This is a genomic window from Ruegeria sp. BJ5, assembly GCF_056537865.1.
The window spans coordinates 1,360,645-1,376,495 of the sequence record NZ_JBQFSH010000001.1; the positions used below are offsets into that span (position 1 = coordinate 1,360,645).

Below are 15,851 nucleotides of genomic sequence, written 5' to 3' on the forward strand. Positions count from 1 at the left end.
CAGGTTTCAGTCGTGCGGCAGACTGCCAGCGCCGTGACCGGCCATTCCGCCCGAGACCTCTTCGGTCGACTCCTCGGCCAGTTCATGCGGCAGAATGAGGTTCAGCACGATGGCGATGAGCGCTGCGGGCAGCAGTCCGCTTGTCATCAGGATGCGGATTGTGTCCGGCAAGTGCTGAACCGCGCCGGGTTCCAGTTGCAAGCCAAGCCCGATCGACAGCGAGATAGCGAAGATCACCATGTTGCGGCGATTCCAGTCCACGTCAGACAACATCGAAATACCGGCAGCCACCACCATGCCGAACATGACGATCACACCGCCCCCCAGAACTTCGATCGGAACAGTGCGTATTATTGCGCCGACCTTGGGAACAAGTCCGCACAGGATCAGGAACAGCGCACCAATCGTGACGACATGGCGGCTCATGACACCGGTCATCGCGATCAGACCAACGTTCTGACTGAACGAGGTATTCGGCAAGCCGCCAAAGATACCGGCGACCGCCGTACCCACACCATCTGCGTAGGTCGCTCCCGCGATTTCTTTGTCCGTGGCCTCGCGACCCGCGCCGCCTTTGGTAATGCCCGAAACGTCACCGACGGTTTCGACCGCTGACACGAAAGCCATGAGGCAGAACCCGATCACCGCCGCAAGCGAGAATTCGAACCCATATTTGAAGGGCACCGGCAGCGCGAAACCAGCGGCCCGCGACCAGCTTGTTCCAATGGCTTCGAACGTCACCATCCCGACCATCAGGGCGTAGACATAGCCGACAGCCAATCCGACCAGAACCGCAGACACCGACAGCATTCCGCGGGCAAAGAACTTGAGGCCCAGCGTGACGATCACGACGACCAGTGCCGCAGACCAGTTGAGCAGCGATCCGTATTCCGGCGTACCGATCGCAGGAACACCACCCGCCGCATACTGGATGCCGACCTTGACCAGTGCCAATCCGATCATCGTCACAACAAGCCCCGTGACCAATGGCGGCAGAGCGAAGCGGATCTTGCCAATGAACATCCCAAGGCAGGCGTGAAAGATACCGCCGATCAGAACGCCTCCGAACAGCGCGGCAAGGGCTTCAACGCCCTTGCCAGCCACCAATGGGATCATGATGGGCAGGAACGCAAAGCTTGTTCCCTGAACGATGGGCAATGCCGCACCAACCGGGCCCAGCGTGATGGTCTGCAACAAGGTCGCCAACCCTGCAAACAGCATCGACATCTGGATCAGATACAGCAGCTCGGGAAAATCGGGCGAGTTCGACCCGAAGCCAAACCCGGCCGCACCGGCCACGATGATGGCGGGGGTCACGTTTGACACAAACATTGCCAGAACGTGCTGAATCCCAAGTGGTATCGCCTTGTGCAGCGCAGGCGTGTAATTCGGATCCCGAAGCTGACCGGGTGTTCCTATCGAAGTTTCGGCCATGATCTCAACTGTCTCCCTGTTTTCTCATGGGGGTCTTGCCGCTTCTCCGGCGGCTTCAAAATTGGCTTAGCGTTCAACCACCTCGTAAGGGGTATCGAACCAGTGCTCCTCGAGGTTTGCGCCTGAACCGATACGGTCGACTACCGCGAAAAGGCCTGGCGCGTGCAGTGGCGTCAGCACACCGTGCCACGTGCCCCTATGGTAGTTCACAGCCTGCCCCGGCTGCGTCACGAAGGCCAGCGGCCGGCCGGGAACGCCATCCTCATCCGGCGCGACGATCACCAGGAACGGCTGGTTGGTCATGGGAACGAAAGCCTGGCTGCCTTGGGGGTGACGTTCGACCATGTCCAGTTGATAGGGCAATGCCCGCGGATTGGCATCGAACAGGCTGATCCCCGCGCGCCCATCCGCGAAATCCAGAACCGCCCGGTCATGGTATCGCCCGCACTGACCCTGGTTGATGATCTTGTCCGGCGTGCCCGAAACCTCAAGCACATCGCCGAACGGTGCAAAGGCTTGGGCCGTCAGCGGCGCGATAGGAATGATCCGCGTCATGAGGGCAGCACGTCGCGCAGCCGGAACTCGGCGATGCGCTCGACCTGACGGCAAGCCTCGGCGAGTTCGGTCTCGCGGTCATTCTCGATGCGTCGCTGGAACGCCTGCAGGATCGAGGCCTTGTCGTGGTCGCGCACGGCGATGATGAAGGGGAAGCCAAATTTCTCGGTGTAACGCGTGTTCAGATCGGTAAAGGCGTCGCGCTCGGCGTCGGTCAGGGCGTCCAACCCGGCCGAGGCCTGTTCCGAGGTGCTTTCGGCCGTCAGGCGTTTGGCCTGCGCCAGCTTGCCCGCCAGATCCGGATGCGCGGTCAGAACGCCCAGCCGTTCCTCGGGCGAGGCCGAACGGAACACCCGTGCCAGCGCGTTGTGTAGCCCGCCCGCCGTATCATGAGCGGGGCCCAGTTCCAGCGCCCAGGCGCGCTCGGCGATCCAGGGTGAATGTTCGAAAATACCGCCATAGGCCGCCACGAAGGCGTCGCGGTCCATCTGCGAGGGGCGCGGGCGGTCCTGCGGCGGATGATGCGCGGCCCAGTGTTCGGCAATCTGCAACCGGGTCGCGAACCACACATCGGAAAAGCCGCGCGCATAGTCCAGAAACCGCTTCAGCGCCATCACCCGGCCCGGCCGGCCGATCAGGCGGCAATGCAGACCGATCGACAACATCTTGGGCGCGCCCGCCTGCCCCTCGGCATAGAGCGCATCGAAGCTGTCGCGGAGATACGCAAAGAACTGGTCGCCCGAGTTGAACCCCTGCGGCGTGGCAAATCGCATGTCGTTGCAGTCCAACGTATAGGGCACGATCAGCTGGTCGCGCCCACCGGTATGCATCCAATAAGGCAGATCGTCGGCGTAGGTGTCGGCCACATAGGCAAACCCGCCTTCCTCGGCCACCAGCCGCACGGTGTTGTCCGAGCACCGCCCCGTGTACCAGCCGCGCGGACGGTCTCCGACCACCTCAGTGTGCAGGCGGATCGCCTCGGCGATCTGAGCGCGCTCCTCGTCTTCGGGCATATCCTTGTGTTCGATCCATTTCAGCCCGTGGCTGGCGATCTCCCACCCGGCGGATTTCATCGCCGCCACCTGATCAGGCGAGCGCGCCAGCGCGGTGGCCACGCCATAGACGGTCACCGGCAGGTCGGCCATCAGGCGATGCAGCCGCCAGAAACCGGCGCGAGCGCCGTATTCATAGATGGATTCCATGTTCCAATGTCGCTGGCCCGGCCAAGGCGCGGCGCCGACGATTTCGGACAGAAACGCCTCGGACGCGGCGTCGCCATGCAACACGCAGTTTTCGCCGCCCTCTTCATAGTTCAGCACGATCTGCACCGCCAGCTTGGCCCCGCCCGGCCACTGGGCTTCTGGCGGGTTGGCTCCGTATCCAATCATGTCGCGGGGGTATCGGGGGGGCTGCATTCTGCTTTCCGTCTTCAATTTCAGGCTTCCATTCGGTTTATCCCATAAAACCGTGATGGATTATCAAATCAATCCGAACGCTGTTTCCGGTTGTTTCAGCGTTCCCTGTGCCATGGCCTTTGCCGCAAGATGGGCAATGCAAACCGGATTGCCTAAAATGGCATCCAAACACGAAACGTGCAGACAACAGCAGGAGCAACTCGTGGCAGGTTATCTGACGACCCACGTTCTGGACACGGCGCGCGGATGTCCGGCCGACGGGCTGAAAATCGCGTTGTACCGGGTGTCCGGCAATTCGCACCGGAAACTGGTTGAGATGGAAACCAACGCGGACGGGCGCACCGACAGTCCCATCCTGCCGGAAAAGACTTTCAAGACCGGTATCTACGAGTTGATCTTCTTTGCGGGGGACTACCTACGTGCCTCCGGACAAGCCGTTGAAGACCCTCTTTTCCTTGATCAAATACCGATCCGGTTTGGCATGTCCGACCCCGAGGCGCATTACCACGTGCCGCTTTTACTGTCGCCATTCGGGTATTCGACCTACCGGGGCAGCTGACCCCTTAGACCTGCGACGTCCGCACCACGTCGCCGATCCGCGAGATCATGAAATCCATGAACAGGCGCGCCTTGGGGTCCTGATGACGCCGATGCGTGTAGAGACACGCCATCTGGACCGAAACCGGTGGCGTGTCGACGGCAACGGGCACCAATCGCCCGGCCTTGAGATGCTCGGCCACTTCAAAAACAGGTTTCATCGCGATCCCCTGCCCAGCCAGCGCCCAATCAGTCAGAACATCGCCATCGTCGCACTCGAACCGCCCGGACACCGCAAACCGTTTCGGTCCTTCGGCTGTCTGCAGTAGCCATTGGAACTCGGTCGCCCCGGGGAATCGCAGGTTCAGACATTCGTGCCGGTCCGAGATCAGGTCCGCCCCGGTCCGGGGCATGCCCCGGCGCGCAACATAGTCTGGCGCAGCACACAAGACGCGCTGGCAATCCGCGATTTTGCGGATTCGCAATGTGCTGTCTTCGGGTTGACCGATGAAGAACGCCAGATCCAACCCTTCGGTCGTGAGATCAACAGACCTGTCCGTCAGACGCAGCCGCACGTCAATCTCGGGGTAGTCGGCAAGAAATTCAGGCACTTGAGGCGCCAACAGCCGTCGCCCGACCCCCAGTGGAGCCGCTACAAAAAGCGATCCCCGGGGCGCTTCGGTCAGGTGCACGACCTGCGCTTCGGCCTCGTTCACGGCATCCAGAACCGCAACCGCACCGGGGTAGAACGCCCGGCCCTGCTCGGTCGGGCTGAGGTTTCGGGTCGTACGCTGGAACAATCGCACACCCAAATGATCTTCGAGCTGGGAAATCCGCGCCGAAGTCACCGCTGGCGAGATTCGCAGATCGCGCCCGGCCGCGGACATGCTGCCAAGATCATAGACCCGGACAAAGGTACGGATATTGTCGAGATAGGACATCTTTTCGTTTTTTTTGATACAGTTTGACAATATACGGGAATACCGAAGAAAACCCCGTTTGCCTAGTGTGTCGGCAAGCAATCGGAGAGCTTTGCATGTATGAATTCGCCGTGTTCTGGGACTGGATGGCATTTGCGGTGCGGTGGCTGCATGTCATCACGGCAATCGCCTGGATCGGATCGTCGTTCTATTTCATCGCGCTGGACCTCGGCCTGAACCGCGACATCCCCGGTCCTGCTGATGGCGAGGAATGGCAGGTGCATGGCGGCGGCTTCTACCATATCCAGAAATACCTCGTGGCGCCCGAGCGGATGCCCGACCACCTGACCTGGTTCAAATGGGAAAGCTATGCAACCTGGCTCAGCGGCGCGGCCCTGCTGATGATCGTCTACTGGGTGGGCGGCGAGCTGTATCTGATCGACGCACAGAAGGCCGATCTGGCACTGTGGCAGGGCATCCTGATCTCGGCGGCGTCGCTGACCGTGGGCTGGCTGATCTATGACCTCCTGTGCAAATCGGGGCTGGGCGAGCGCCCGACCCTGCTTATGCTGCTGCTGTTCGTTCTGCTGGTGGCGATGGGCTGGGGCTACAATCAGATCTTCACCGGCCGCGCGATGATGCTGCATCTGGGCGCCTTCACCGCCACGATCATGACGGCCAATGTGTTTTTCATCATCATGCCCAACCAACGGATCGTGGTGGATGACCTGAAAAACGGCCACACCCCCGACCCGAAATACGGCAAGATCGCCAAGCTGCGCTCGACCCACAACAACTATCTGACACTGCCGGTCGTTTTCCTGATGCTGTCGAACCATTACCCGCTGGCCTTTGCGACCGAATACAACTGGATCATCGCGGCGCTGGTGTTCCTGATGGGCGTCACCATCCGGCACTATTTCAACACACGCCACGCCCGGGCCGGCAACCCGACCTGGACCTGGCTTGTGACGGCCCTGCTGTTCATCGCCATCATGTGGCTGTCCACTGCGCCGATGTACAAACCGCTGGAAGAGGCCGAGGCGCAGCCCCTGACACAGTTCGAGGAGCGCTTTGTGCAGGCCAGCGGCTTTGAAGAAGCCCATGACGTAGTCTTGGGGCGCTGTTCCATGTGTCACGCGCGCGAGCCCGTCTGGGACGGAATCCTCTGGGCCCCCAAGGGTGTTCTTCTGGAAACCGAAGGTGACATCGCGCGCAATGCCGAGCAAATCTATCTGCAGGCTGGAGTCAGCCACGCGATGCCGCCGGCCAACGTCACCTATATGGAACCCGAAGACCGCGAGGCCATTATCCGCTGGTTCCGAAACGCGGGCCTGTAGCGGCAGCTTTTCCACAACTTCGCATGGGAACTGGGAAATCCGCGTTTATTTATTTGCCTGAGCGGTTTGAGATGATCTAACTGTTTCCAAGGGATCGCGGCGCCGCGACAAGCAGCGCAAATCAATGCGGCCCGGGACAGGTGGAGCCATTTGATGCAGGCGAGCAGACGTAGGGGCGGTCTGAAGAACTGGTGTGCGGGTGTGTTTTTTGCCCTCGCCCCGACCTGTGCGATGGCACTGGAAACATCGCTTGCAGCGCCAGGATTGTCGGACGACTTGAAAAAGCAGATTGAGGAAACGTCCTCGGTCATGACTGCCGACAACCGGGGGCTGGACACGCCGCTTGAAGTTCTGTCAGCCGCGTTGTCGGATTACCGAACGATCGTACAAATCCTCTATGATGCCGGATATTTCGGCCCGTCGGTCAGCATCAAGCTGGACGGGAAAGAAGCGGCAGATCTCAGCTCGCTGAGCGTTCCTGCGCAGATCAATCGGGCAACGATCACCATTCGCCCCGGCAAAGCGTACAATTTCGGAACCGCAGTCGTTCAGCCTTTGGCCCCCGATACGGAATTGCCCGAAGAGTTTGCCCCCGGCAAGCTGGCCACGACCGGCGCCATTCAACAGGCGACTTCGGCCGGGATTCAGGCCTGGAAGGACGCGGGCCACGCCAAAGCGAAACTGCGCGATCAACAGATCATCGCCCGGCACGCACAGGCCCAGCTGGACGCCCGGATCGACCTGGATCAGGGGCCGCGCCTGAAGTTCGGCAAGATGTATATCGAAGGCGGCACCGATGTCCGCCACAGTTCGATCGAGAAAATCGCCGGTTTCCCGTCGGGCGAGGTCTACTCGCCCGAAAAGTTGCAAAAGGTCGGCACACGGCTGCGGCGGACTGGTACGTTCAGCACCGTCTCGATCCAGGAACGGGACACGCCGAACCCGGACGGCACGCTGGATTTCGACGCCACCTTCGAGGACTTGCCCAAACGCCGCCTGACGTTTGGGGTCGAACTGGCCTCGCGCGATGGTCTCGACCTGACCGCCACCTGGACCCACCGCAACGTGTTCCGGCGCGCCCAGCGGCTACGCTTTGAGGCCGCCATCCGAAATATCGGCGGGTCAGAGGATATCGACGGGCGGTTGGGTCTGCGTCTGGATCAGCCCGACCGGCTGGGCCCGGACGACAATACCTTCTGGAGCGCGCTGCTCGAGCGCCGAAACACCGACAATTACAGCGTGTCGGTCGCCTCGCTGACCTATGGTGCGCGGCGGACGTTCTCGGATGAGTTGTATGCCGAGGCGGCTGTGGGCTTCTCCATCTCGAACGCTGACGACGCCTATGGTGACGGCCGCAAGTTCCGATACTTCATCATTCCGTTCCGTTCCGAGTGGGACAAACGCGACAGCAAGGTCAGCGCCACCCGCGGGTATTACCTGGACAGCCAGTTCATGCCCTTTGTCGGCATCTCGGGCACGGATACCGGGCTGCGCCTGTTTTTCGACGGTCGCGCCTATACCAGCCTGGGCACTGGCGGTCGGATCGTGCTGGCCGGGCGGGTGCAACTTGGATCGATCCTCGGCCCCCCGGCGGATGGTGTCACACCGGATTTCCTGTTCTTCTCCGGCGGCGCGGGCACCGTTCGCGGTCAGCCCTATGAAAGCCTTGGTGTCCCCGTCGGCACGGGCATTGCCGGCGGCAAATCCTTTCTTGGCCTGTCGGGCGAGGTGCGCGGCAAGGTCACTGAAAAGCTGTCTCTTGTTGGGTTTTACGACTACGGTATCGTGGACACGTCCTCGTTCATCGGCAGCGGCGCCGAGTACCACGCGGGCGCGGGCCTTGGCGTTCGGTACGATCTGGGCGGCTTCGGCCCGCTGAGGCTGGACCTGGCGGTGCCTGTACAAGGTGACACGGGCAACGGGCTGCAGTTCTATATTGGGATCGGGCAAGCATTTTGAGGCGTTACCTTTCATATCCTCTGGCAGTCGGGGCAACCGCCTTTGCCCTTTCCGGCCCCGTGGCCGCGCAAGAGGAAGAGAGCGGCGGTCTGCTGACCGATTTCCTGCAAAACACGTTATCCGGGGACAACCGCAATATCCGGGTCATCGGGCTGGAGGGCGCACTGAGCTCTCGCGCACGCATTCAGGAGATCACGGTGGCCGACGACGAAGGAGTCTGGCTGACCATCAAGAACGCCGAGCTGGATTGGAACCGGCTGGCCCTGATCCGCGGCCGGTTTTCCGTAAACGCCCTGACCGCCGAAGAAATCGACATCGCACGCGCACCCGGCAAGACCACCACGGACGAACCAGCCGCCACCGCCGAGACCGAACCCTTTCAACTGCCCGAACTGCCCGTGGCGATCGAGATCGGTGAACTGCGCGTCGACGAATTGTCTCTGGGCGAACCGCTGATCGGCGTTGCGGCAGACCTTTCGGTGGACGGAAACTTGAATCTGGCCGATGGCGCGCTGGACACCAAGCTGGACATCAATCGGTTGGACCGGGCCGGCGATCAGATAAATCTTGTGGCCGGTTTCCAGAACGAAAGCCGGCAAATCGACCTGGACCTGACCGTCTCCGAGGCGTCAGGCGGGCTGATTTCGACCGCATTGAATATACCGGACAGCCCACCCATCGGCCTGACGGCCAAAGGGTCCGGTCCGATCACCGATTTCACGGCGGATATCGGGCTGAGCAGTGACAATGTCGACCGTGTCTCGGGCCAGGTGCGCCTGCGCGGGATAGAAAAGACGGAAGGGGCGGCCGACGAAGGCATTGCCTTTACCGCCGACTTGGGCGGCGACCTGACCCCATTTTTGGCCGCCAACATGGATACCTTCTTCGGTACGGATACACGTCTGTATGTCGATGGCCGTACCGGAGCCCAAGGTGCGCTGGAGATTACCGAGGCGGACATCACGTCCGAAGCTTTGAAACTGGAAGCGCAGCTCAGCCTTGGAACAGGCGGGGCGCTGCAACTGGCAGCCGTCCAGGCACGGATCTCGCCGCCGGCCGGCGACGACGTGGTCCTGCCATTCGGTGGAGGAGACACATCCGTCAAGGCCGCACAGCTCTCTGCCCTGTTCGACCACGAAAACGGCAATCATTGGGACCTGAGCCTGACGACCGAGAATGTTGTCACACCCCAAGTCCAGATTGCGCACACGCGGTTGACCGCACAGGGCACCCTGACTCAGATCGGCGGTCTGGACCTGACAGGAGACCTTCAAGCCTCTCTGGATGGTTTGGACTTGGCTGGCCCTGCCCTGAACACAGCGGTGGGCGATCGCATTACCCTGGATGGCCAGTTCGAATACGGACGGGACAAATCGCTCCGACTCTCGGGTTTCGAACTTGGGGGAACCGACTATTCGGCGACCGCCGATGCGGTCGTCAGCGGGCTTGAAAGCGGTCTGAAGATTGACGGATCGGCAACAGTGCAGGCGTCCGATCTGTCTCGTTTCTCTGAGGTCGCCAAATTGAATCTGGGCGGCCGGGCATCGGTCCGGGTCGAGGGGGCGGGCTCGCCGTTGGAGGGCAGTTTTGACGGCAAGCTGGCCGTTTCCGGACAAAACCTGTCCACTGGTCGGGACGACATCGACCCCATCATCGCGGGCGAGACGGACATCACGCTGGACGCCAAGCGGGATGCAAACGGCATCCTAATCCGCGCTTTCACCATCGACGGCGAAACGCTGAACGCACAGGCGGATGGCGCGGTCACCACTCCGAACGGCAATCTGACCATCGACGGCCAGGCCCGGGTGAATGCCTCTGACCTTTCGGTATTCTCCGGCCTCGCCAAGCGCGACCTTGCGGGGGCTGTTCAGGCCCAGGTGGATGGCAAGGGCACCGTGCAGACCCTTGAGTTTGATGGCACTGCGCAGGTGACGACTACAGACCTGCAAACTGGGCTGGATCAGGTGGATCCGCTTCTGACCGGCCGCGTCATCCTGAACTTCGACGGGGCTCGCACCGGTGACCGGATCGAAATCCGAAAAGCAACCGTTGACGCAGCCGCGCTGAATGCCCAAGTCGCGGCAACCATCGACGATCCGACCGGAAACCTGGCTTTTGACGGTCAGGCGCAGGTAGATGCCCCCGACCTGTCCGTCTTTTCCGGACTGGCAGGCCGTACGTTGGCGGGCGCGGTCACGGCGGATGTGACCGGTCGAGGGGCCCGTGGCAGCAAAGTCTTCGACGTGCAGGGCAAAATCAATGCAGAGGACATCCTGACCGGAATCCAAGCGGTGGATGTGCTGATCCCCGGACAGACGACGCTGACAGTCGACGCATCGAACGGCGAGGAAGGGTTGAACATCCGCAACTTCCGGCTTGCAGGGACAGCCTTGTCCGCCAACGCATCCGGCATCTTGAGACGCGAAAGCGGCGGGCTGAGCTTCTCCGCCGCGTTGGACGACCTCGCCCGGGTTTCACAGACCCTGACGGGACCGCTGAAGGTGAACGGCAATGTGGCCCCCACATCCAGCGGAGTCGAGGGCACGGTCAGAGTGACCGGCCCGGAGACGTCCTACGCCAATCTTGTAGGCAGCGTGAATACGGATGGCTCGGCCGACCTGGACTTTGACGCCAAGTTCGATCGGCTCGAACGTTTTGCGCCCGAGTTTCCGGGCAGCTTGACGGCGAAAGGCAATGCAACGCGCCTGAACGGCGTGTGGACCATTGATGCCAATGCCGCCGGACCGGCCGAAATCAGCAGTACAGTCAAAGGAACCTACGACGAAGCCTCGGGCAATGCCGACATTTCTGCACAGGGCGGCGTCAATCTGGGTATTGCAAACATCTTCATCACGCCCAACAAGATCGACGGATCGGCCCGGTTTGACCTGGCGTTGAAGGGCAAGCCGGCGCTGGAGTCGCTGAGTGGTCAGATCACCACCTCAGGGACGTCGATGGCGATCCCCAGCGTTGGGCAGACCATCACCGATATCGGCGGAACTGTAGACCTTGCCAACAGCCGCGCAACGGTTTCGATGCGCGGCGGCATGCGCGCCGGAGGCGGATTTACGGTCAGTGGCCCGGTCGACCTGACACCGCCGTTCAACGCGCAGATCACAACTGCAATCAACAACCTCGTCCTGACCGACAATCTTCTGTACGAGACCACGTTGAACGGCCAGATCGCAATGACGGGCGCCTTGGCAGGGAACAGTTCGCTGGTCGGGCAGATCACGTTTGGCGAGACCAACATCAACCTGGCCGCGGCATCTGGCGCGGTGGGGGCCGCGCCGATCCCGAAGATCGAACACGTGAACGAAAGCAATGCCAGCTACGTCACTCGGGAACGGGCGCAGTTGGTTGAAAAAGAGGAAACGTCGCAATCGGACTCTCGCATCTCTCTCGACATCAGCCTGTTGGCCCCCAAGGCGGTTTTCGTGCGGGGCCGCGGTGTGAATGCTGAATTGGGCGGTGCGATCTTCATCAAGGGCACCACCAAATCCGTCATCCCATCGGGCCAGATCGAACTGATCCGCGGTAATCTGGACATCCTTGGCCGGAGGCTGGCGCTGACCAAGGGCGTGGTCAGCCTGCAGGGCGACCTGACGCCGTATATCGAGTTCGAATCCTCGGCCAGCACTTCGGATGGAACCGCGACGTTGGAAATCGCGGGCCCGCTGGATTCTCCGACAGTCGATGTGTTCTCGGACCCCGAACGCCCCGCCGAAGAGGCGCTGGCCATGCTGCTGTTCGGCAACCGCTTTTCCGAACTGTCCCCGTTTGTCATCGCCCAGATGGCCGCGTCGCTGGCCCAACTGAGCGGTGCCGGTGGCGATGCCACCAAGGGCGTTCGGGACGCCACGGGCGTAGATACCGTCGACGTCGGCGCGACCGAGGGCGGCGGCGGGCGTCTGGGCGCCGGCGCTTATCTGAGCGACAACCTGTACACCGATTTCACCGTGAACACCGAAGGCGACACCGAGGTGAACCTGAACCTGGACGTCAGCGACAGCGTGACGGTGCGCGGCACCGTAGATGGGCGCGGCGATACCGGCATCGGGATTTTCTTCGAGCGTGACTACTAGGGTTGGGCGGGACCGCCACCCTAGACCTCTTCGACGGACAAGACCCCATCCAGTGATTTGATGGCACCCTTGATCTGGGGATTGATCGGGAATTCCTGCCCCAGGTCCATCTCGACCTCTCCCGGCAAGCCCGGATCCAGCAGACACAAATGGATCGGCCCTTTCGAGGCGTTTTTGGCCGCCCCCGCAGCATCCGCAAGAACGCTGGCGACCGTCGACAGCGCCTGTGATTGGTCCAAAAAGATACGAAGCCCGGTCGCGCCGGCCTCGGCCACGACTGAATCCGCCGGCCCGACCGAGCGCGCCAGCAGCTTCAGCTGGTCAGCCTCCATCGTGGCTTCGGCCGTCAGCACGACCTGCGCGCCGGTTTCCAGATATTCGCGTGATTTCTCTAGGGTTTCCGAGAACAGCGTCACCTCGTACGCCCCCGTCGGGTCGGACAGCTGTGCAAAGGCGAACCGGTTGCCTTTGGCCGATTTCCGTTCCTGTCGCCCGGCGACCACACCGGCCATCTTGGCGATCAACGGACCCGAGCGTGCCTTTTCGGTAACCTCGTCCAGCGTCATCACCTGCTTGCGTTTCAGCGCGGGCATATAGTCGTCCAGCGGGTGGCCGGACAGGTAGAAGCCGATCGCCTTGAACTCTTCGCTCAGCCGTTCGGCGGGCAGCCAGTCGGGCGATTTCGACAGGCGCGGTTCGGGCAGATCGTCGCCGGCCTCGCCGAACAGTGACACCTGGTTCGAATTCTTCTGTTCGTGGATCGCCGCCGAATACTGCACCAGCTGTTCGAGGCTTTCGAAGACCCGGCGGCGGTTCTTGTCCAGCTCGTCAAAGGCCCCCGCGCGCGCCAGCATCTCCAGCGGCCGTTTTCCGACCTTCTTCAGATCGACCCGGCGGGCAAAGTCAAAGAGGTTGACGAACGGCTTGTCGCCCCTGCCCTGCACCACGAGGTTCATCGCCTCGACGCCCACGTTCTTGAGCGCGCCCAGCGCATAGACCAACTTGCCATCCACCACATCAAACGTTGCCTGCGACCGGTTTATGCAAGGCGGCACGTAGGGCAGTTCCAAACCCTTGCGGACCTCTTCGAAATAGATCGCCAGCTTGTCGGTCAGATGGATATCGCAGTTCATGACACCGGCCATGAATTCGACCGGGTGGTTCGCCTTCAGCCAGCCGGTCTGATAGCTGACCACCGCGTACGCTGCCGCGTGAGATTTGTTGAAGCCGTAGTTGGCGAATTTCTCCAGCAGGTCGAACACCTCGGACGCCTTCTTGGCATCTACCCCGTTCGCGGCTGCCCCGGCCTCGAATTTCGGGCGCTCGGCGTCCATCGCCTCTTTGATTTTTTTACCCATCGCGCGGCGCAGCAGGTCGGCGCCGCCGAGGCTGTAGCCCGCCATGACCTGCGCGATCTGCATCACCTGCTCCTGGTAGACGATGATGCCTTGCGTTTCTTCCAGAATGTGGTCGATCAGCGGGTGGACCGAGGTGATCTTGCGCTGGCCATTCTTGACCTCGCAATAGGTCGGGATGTTTTCCATCGGGCCGGGGCGGTAGAGCGCGACAAGCGCCACGATGTCCTCGATGCAGGTGGGTTTCATGCGCTTGAGCGCATCCATCATGCCCGAGCTTTCAACCTGGAACACCGCCACGGTCTTGGCCGCGGAATAAAGCTTGTAGGTGGCCGGGTCATCCAGCGGGATGGCGTTGATCTGGTTCTCGGCCCCCTCGGCCGGCTCATAAAGCTGCCGACCGTCGGCCGCCACGTGCAATGGCCGTCCGGATTTGAAGATCAGGTCCATGGCGTTCTGGATGACCGTCAGAGTCTTGAGGCCCAGAAAGTCGAATTTCACCAGACCGGCCTGTTCCACCCACTTCATGTTGAACTGGGTGGCAGGCATGTCCGAGCGGGGGTCCTGATAGAGCGGTACCAGCTCGTCCAGCGGCCGGTCGCCGATCACCACACCGGCGGCGTGGGTCGAAGCGTTGCGCAGCAGTCCCTCGACCTGCTGGCCGTAAGTCAGAAGGCGGTCGACCACCTCTTCGTTGCGGGCCTCTTCGCGCAGGCGCGGTTCGTCTTTCAGGGCCTTCTCGATCGACACCGGTTTGACGCCTTCGACCGGGATCATCTTGGACAGGCGGTCCACCTGGCCGTAGGGCATCTGCAGCACCCGTCCGATGTCGCGCACCGCGGCCTTGGACAAGAGCGCGCCGAAGGTGATGATCTGGCCAACCTTGTCGCGGCCGTATTTCTGCTGAACATACCGGATCACCTCTTCGCGGCGGTCCATGCAGAAGTCGATGTCAAAGTCGGGCATCGACACCCGTTCGGGATTCAGGAAGCGTTCGAACAGCAGGCTGTAGCGCAGCGGGTCAAGGTCGGTAATCGTCAGCGCATAGGCCACCAGCGAGCCCGCGCCCGAGCCCCGACCCGGACCGACGGGGATGTCATGATCCTTGGCCCATTTGATGAAATCCGCAACGATCAGGAAGTAACCGGGGAACCCCATGCCCTCGATGATGTCCAATTCGAAATCCAGACGCTTCTGGTATTCCTCGGGTGGGACAGCGTGCGGGATCACCGCCAGTCGGGCCTGCAGACCCTCGTTGGCCTGGCGGCGTAGCTCCTCGACCTCGTCATCGGCGAATTTCGGCAGGATCGGATCCCGTTTGTAGGCCATGAAGGCGCAACGTTTGGCAATCTCGACCGTGTTTGCGATCGCCTCGGGCAGATCGGCAAAGAGCGTGGCCATTTCCTGCGGAGATTTGAAGTAATGCTGCGCGGTCAGGCGGCGACGACCTTCCTGCTGGTCGACATAGGCACCCTCGGCAATGCAGATCAGCGCATCATGCGCCTCATACATATCCGAGGTCGGGAAATAGACGTCATTCGTGGCCACCAGAGGCAGGTTCTTGGCATAGGCCATTTCCACATGGCCGCGCTCGGTCAGGCGCTCGGCCTCGGGCTGGCTATCCTCGCCGGGATGACGTTGCAGTTCGATATAAAGCCGATCGGGGAACATCGCGGCCAACCGATCTACCAGCAACTCGGCCGCCGGACGCTGGCCCTGCTGCAACAGGCGGCCAACGGGGCCGTCCGGTCCGCCGGTCAAGCAGATCAGCCCATCGGAATGCGCAGCCAACTCCTCAAGCGTGACCTGCGGCAACTGCCCGCCCTTGTCCACATACAGGCACGAGCTGAGCTTCATCAGATGCTCGTACCCCGTCTCAGACTGTGCCAGCAGTACAATCGGCGCGGGGGGCTTGGGTTTTTCCCCCGGCTGCGCTTGGACATATGCCAGATCAACTTGGCAGCCCATGATCGGCTGCACACCCGCACCGCTTGCGGTAACCGAAAATTCCAGCGCCGCGAACATGTTGTTGGTGTCTGTCACCGCAACGGCAGGCATGTCCATCTGCTCGCACAGCGTTGGCAGTTTCTTCAGGCGCACCGCCCCCTCAAGAAGGGAGTATTCGGTGTGAACTCGGAGGTGGATGAATCGAGGAGTACTGCTCATACGAGGCAGGCTATCGCACTCGCGACCCGGGAAAAAGCCGGAACAGTTAGAGGTGATTGCTGAAAAAATAGCCGCGCATTAT

9 protein-coding genes are annotated in these 15,851 nt (G+C 61.6%); 4 read left to right on the forward strand and 5 right to left on the reverse strand.

The window, feature by feature from the left end:
* Positions 1-6: 6 nt before the first annotated feature.
* The 3 genes from ACR0NY_RS06835 to puuE form a co-directional block, all read right to left on the reverse strand.
* Positions 7-1,434, reverse strand: coding sequence for a uracil-xanthine permease family protein (locus ACR0NY_RS06835; protein ID WP_170368850.1), 1,428 nt, complete (start codon positions 1,432-1,434; stop codon positions 7-9).
* A gap of 66 nt (positions 1,435-1,500) precedes the next feature.
* On the reverse strand, positions 1,501-1,989 hold the full coding sequence (locus ACR0NY_RS06840; RefSeq protein WP_170337816.1) for an ureidoglycolate lyase: 489 nt from the start codon (positions 1,987-1,989) through the stop codon (positions 1,501-1,503).
* Positions 1,986-3,404 (reverse strand): allantoinase PuuE, encoded by a 1,419-nt coding sequence (gene puuE, locus ACR0NY_RS06845; RefSeq protein ID WP_170368851.1) that lies wholly within the window; start codon positions 3,402-3,404, stop codon positions 1,986-1,988. Before puuE ends, ACR0NY_RS06840 begins: the two co-directional genes overlap by 4 nt.
* A gap of 202 nt (positions 3,405-3,606) precedes the next feature.
* On the opposite strand from puuE, the gene uraH reads away from it, so the two are divergent.
* Positions 3,607-3,963, forward strand: a complete 357-nt coding sequence (gene uraH, locus ACR0NY_RS06850; protein WP_170337485.1) for a hydroxyisourate hydrolase — start codon at positions 3,607-3,609, stop codon at positions 3,961-3,963.
* 4 nt (positions 3,964-3,967) lie between these two features.
* Here uraH and ACR0NY_RS06855 read toward each other — a convergent pair whose 3' ends face one another.
* Complete coding sequence (locus tag ACR0NY_RS06855; protein ID WP_093963045.1) at positions 3,968-4,882, reverse strand: LysR family transcriptional regulator; 915 nt, start codon at positions 4,880-4,882, stop codon at positions 3,968-3,970.
* A gap of 95 nt (positions 4,883-4,977) precedes the next feature.
* On the opposite strand from ACR0NY_RS06855, the gene ACR0NY_RS06860 reads away from it, so the two are divergent.
* The 3 genes from ACR0NY_RS06860 (at position 4,978) to ACR0NY_RS06870 (ending at position 12,248) form a co-directional block, all read left to right on the forward strand.
* Positions 4,978-6,201 (forward strand): urate hydroxylase PuuD, encoded by a 1,224-nt coding sequence (locus ACR0NY_RS06860; RefSeq protein WP_170337483.1) that lies wholly within the window; start codon positions 4,978-4,980, stop codon positions 6,199-6,201.
* Positions 6,202-6,477: 276 nt separating this feature from the next.
* Positions 6,478-8,160 (forward strand): autotransporter assembly complex protein TamA, encoded by a 1,683-nt coding sequence (locus tag ACR0NY_RS06865; protein WP_254432910.1) that lies wholly within the window; start codon positions 6,478-6,480, stop codon positions 8,158-8,160.
* On the forward strand, positions 8,157-12,248 hold the full coding sequence (locus ACR0NY_RS06870; RefSeq protein ID WP_170368853.1) for a translocation/assembly module TamB domain-containing protein: 4,092 nt from the start codon (positions 8,157-8,159) through the stop codon (positions 12,246-12,248). The genes ACR0NY_RS06865 and ACR0NY_RS06870 overlap by 4 nt, the downstream gene beginning before the upstream one ends.
* A gap of 20 nt (positions 12,249-12,268) precedes the next feature.
* Here ACR0NY_RS06870 and dnaE read toward each other — a convergent pair whose 3' ends face one another.
* Positions 12,269-15,769: a DNA polymerase III subunit alpha gene (gene dnaE / locus ACR0NY_RS06875; protein WP_170368854.1), complete on the reverse strand. Its 3,501-nt coding sequence runs from the start codon at positions 15,767-15,769 to the stop codon at positions 12,269-12,271.
* Positions 15,770-15,851: the final 82 nt, after the last annotated feature.

Bases quoted from the DNA above. Each gene is read 5' to 3' on its own strand.
- ACR0NY_RS06835 (WP_170368850.1), bottom strand. From the start codon at position 1,434: ATGGCCGAAACTTCGATAGGAACACCCGGTCAGCTTCGGGATCCGAAT.
- ACR0NY_RS06840 (WP_170337816.1), bottom strand. From the start codon at position 1,989: ATGACGCGGATCATTCCTATCGCGCCGCTGACGGCCCAAGCCTTTGCA.
- puuE (WP_170368851.1), bottom strand. From the start codon at position 3,404: ATGCAGCCCCCCCGATACCCCCGCGACATGATTGGATACGGAGCCAAC.
- ACR0NY_RS06855 (WP_093963045.1), bottom strand. From the start codon at position 4,882: ATGTCCTATCTCGACAATATCCGTACCTTTGTCCGGGTCTATGATCTT.
- ACR0NY_RS06860 (WP_170337483.1), top strand. From the start codon at position 4,978: ATGTATGAATTCGCCGTGTTCTGGGACTGGATGGCATTTGCGGTGCGG.
- dnaE (WP_170368854.1), bottom strand. From the start codon at position 15,769: ATGAGCAGTACTCCTCGATTCATCCACCTCCGAGTTCACACCGAATAC.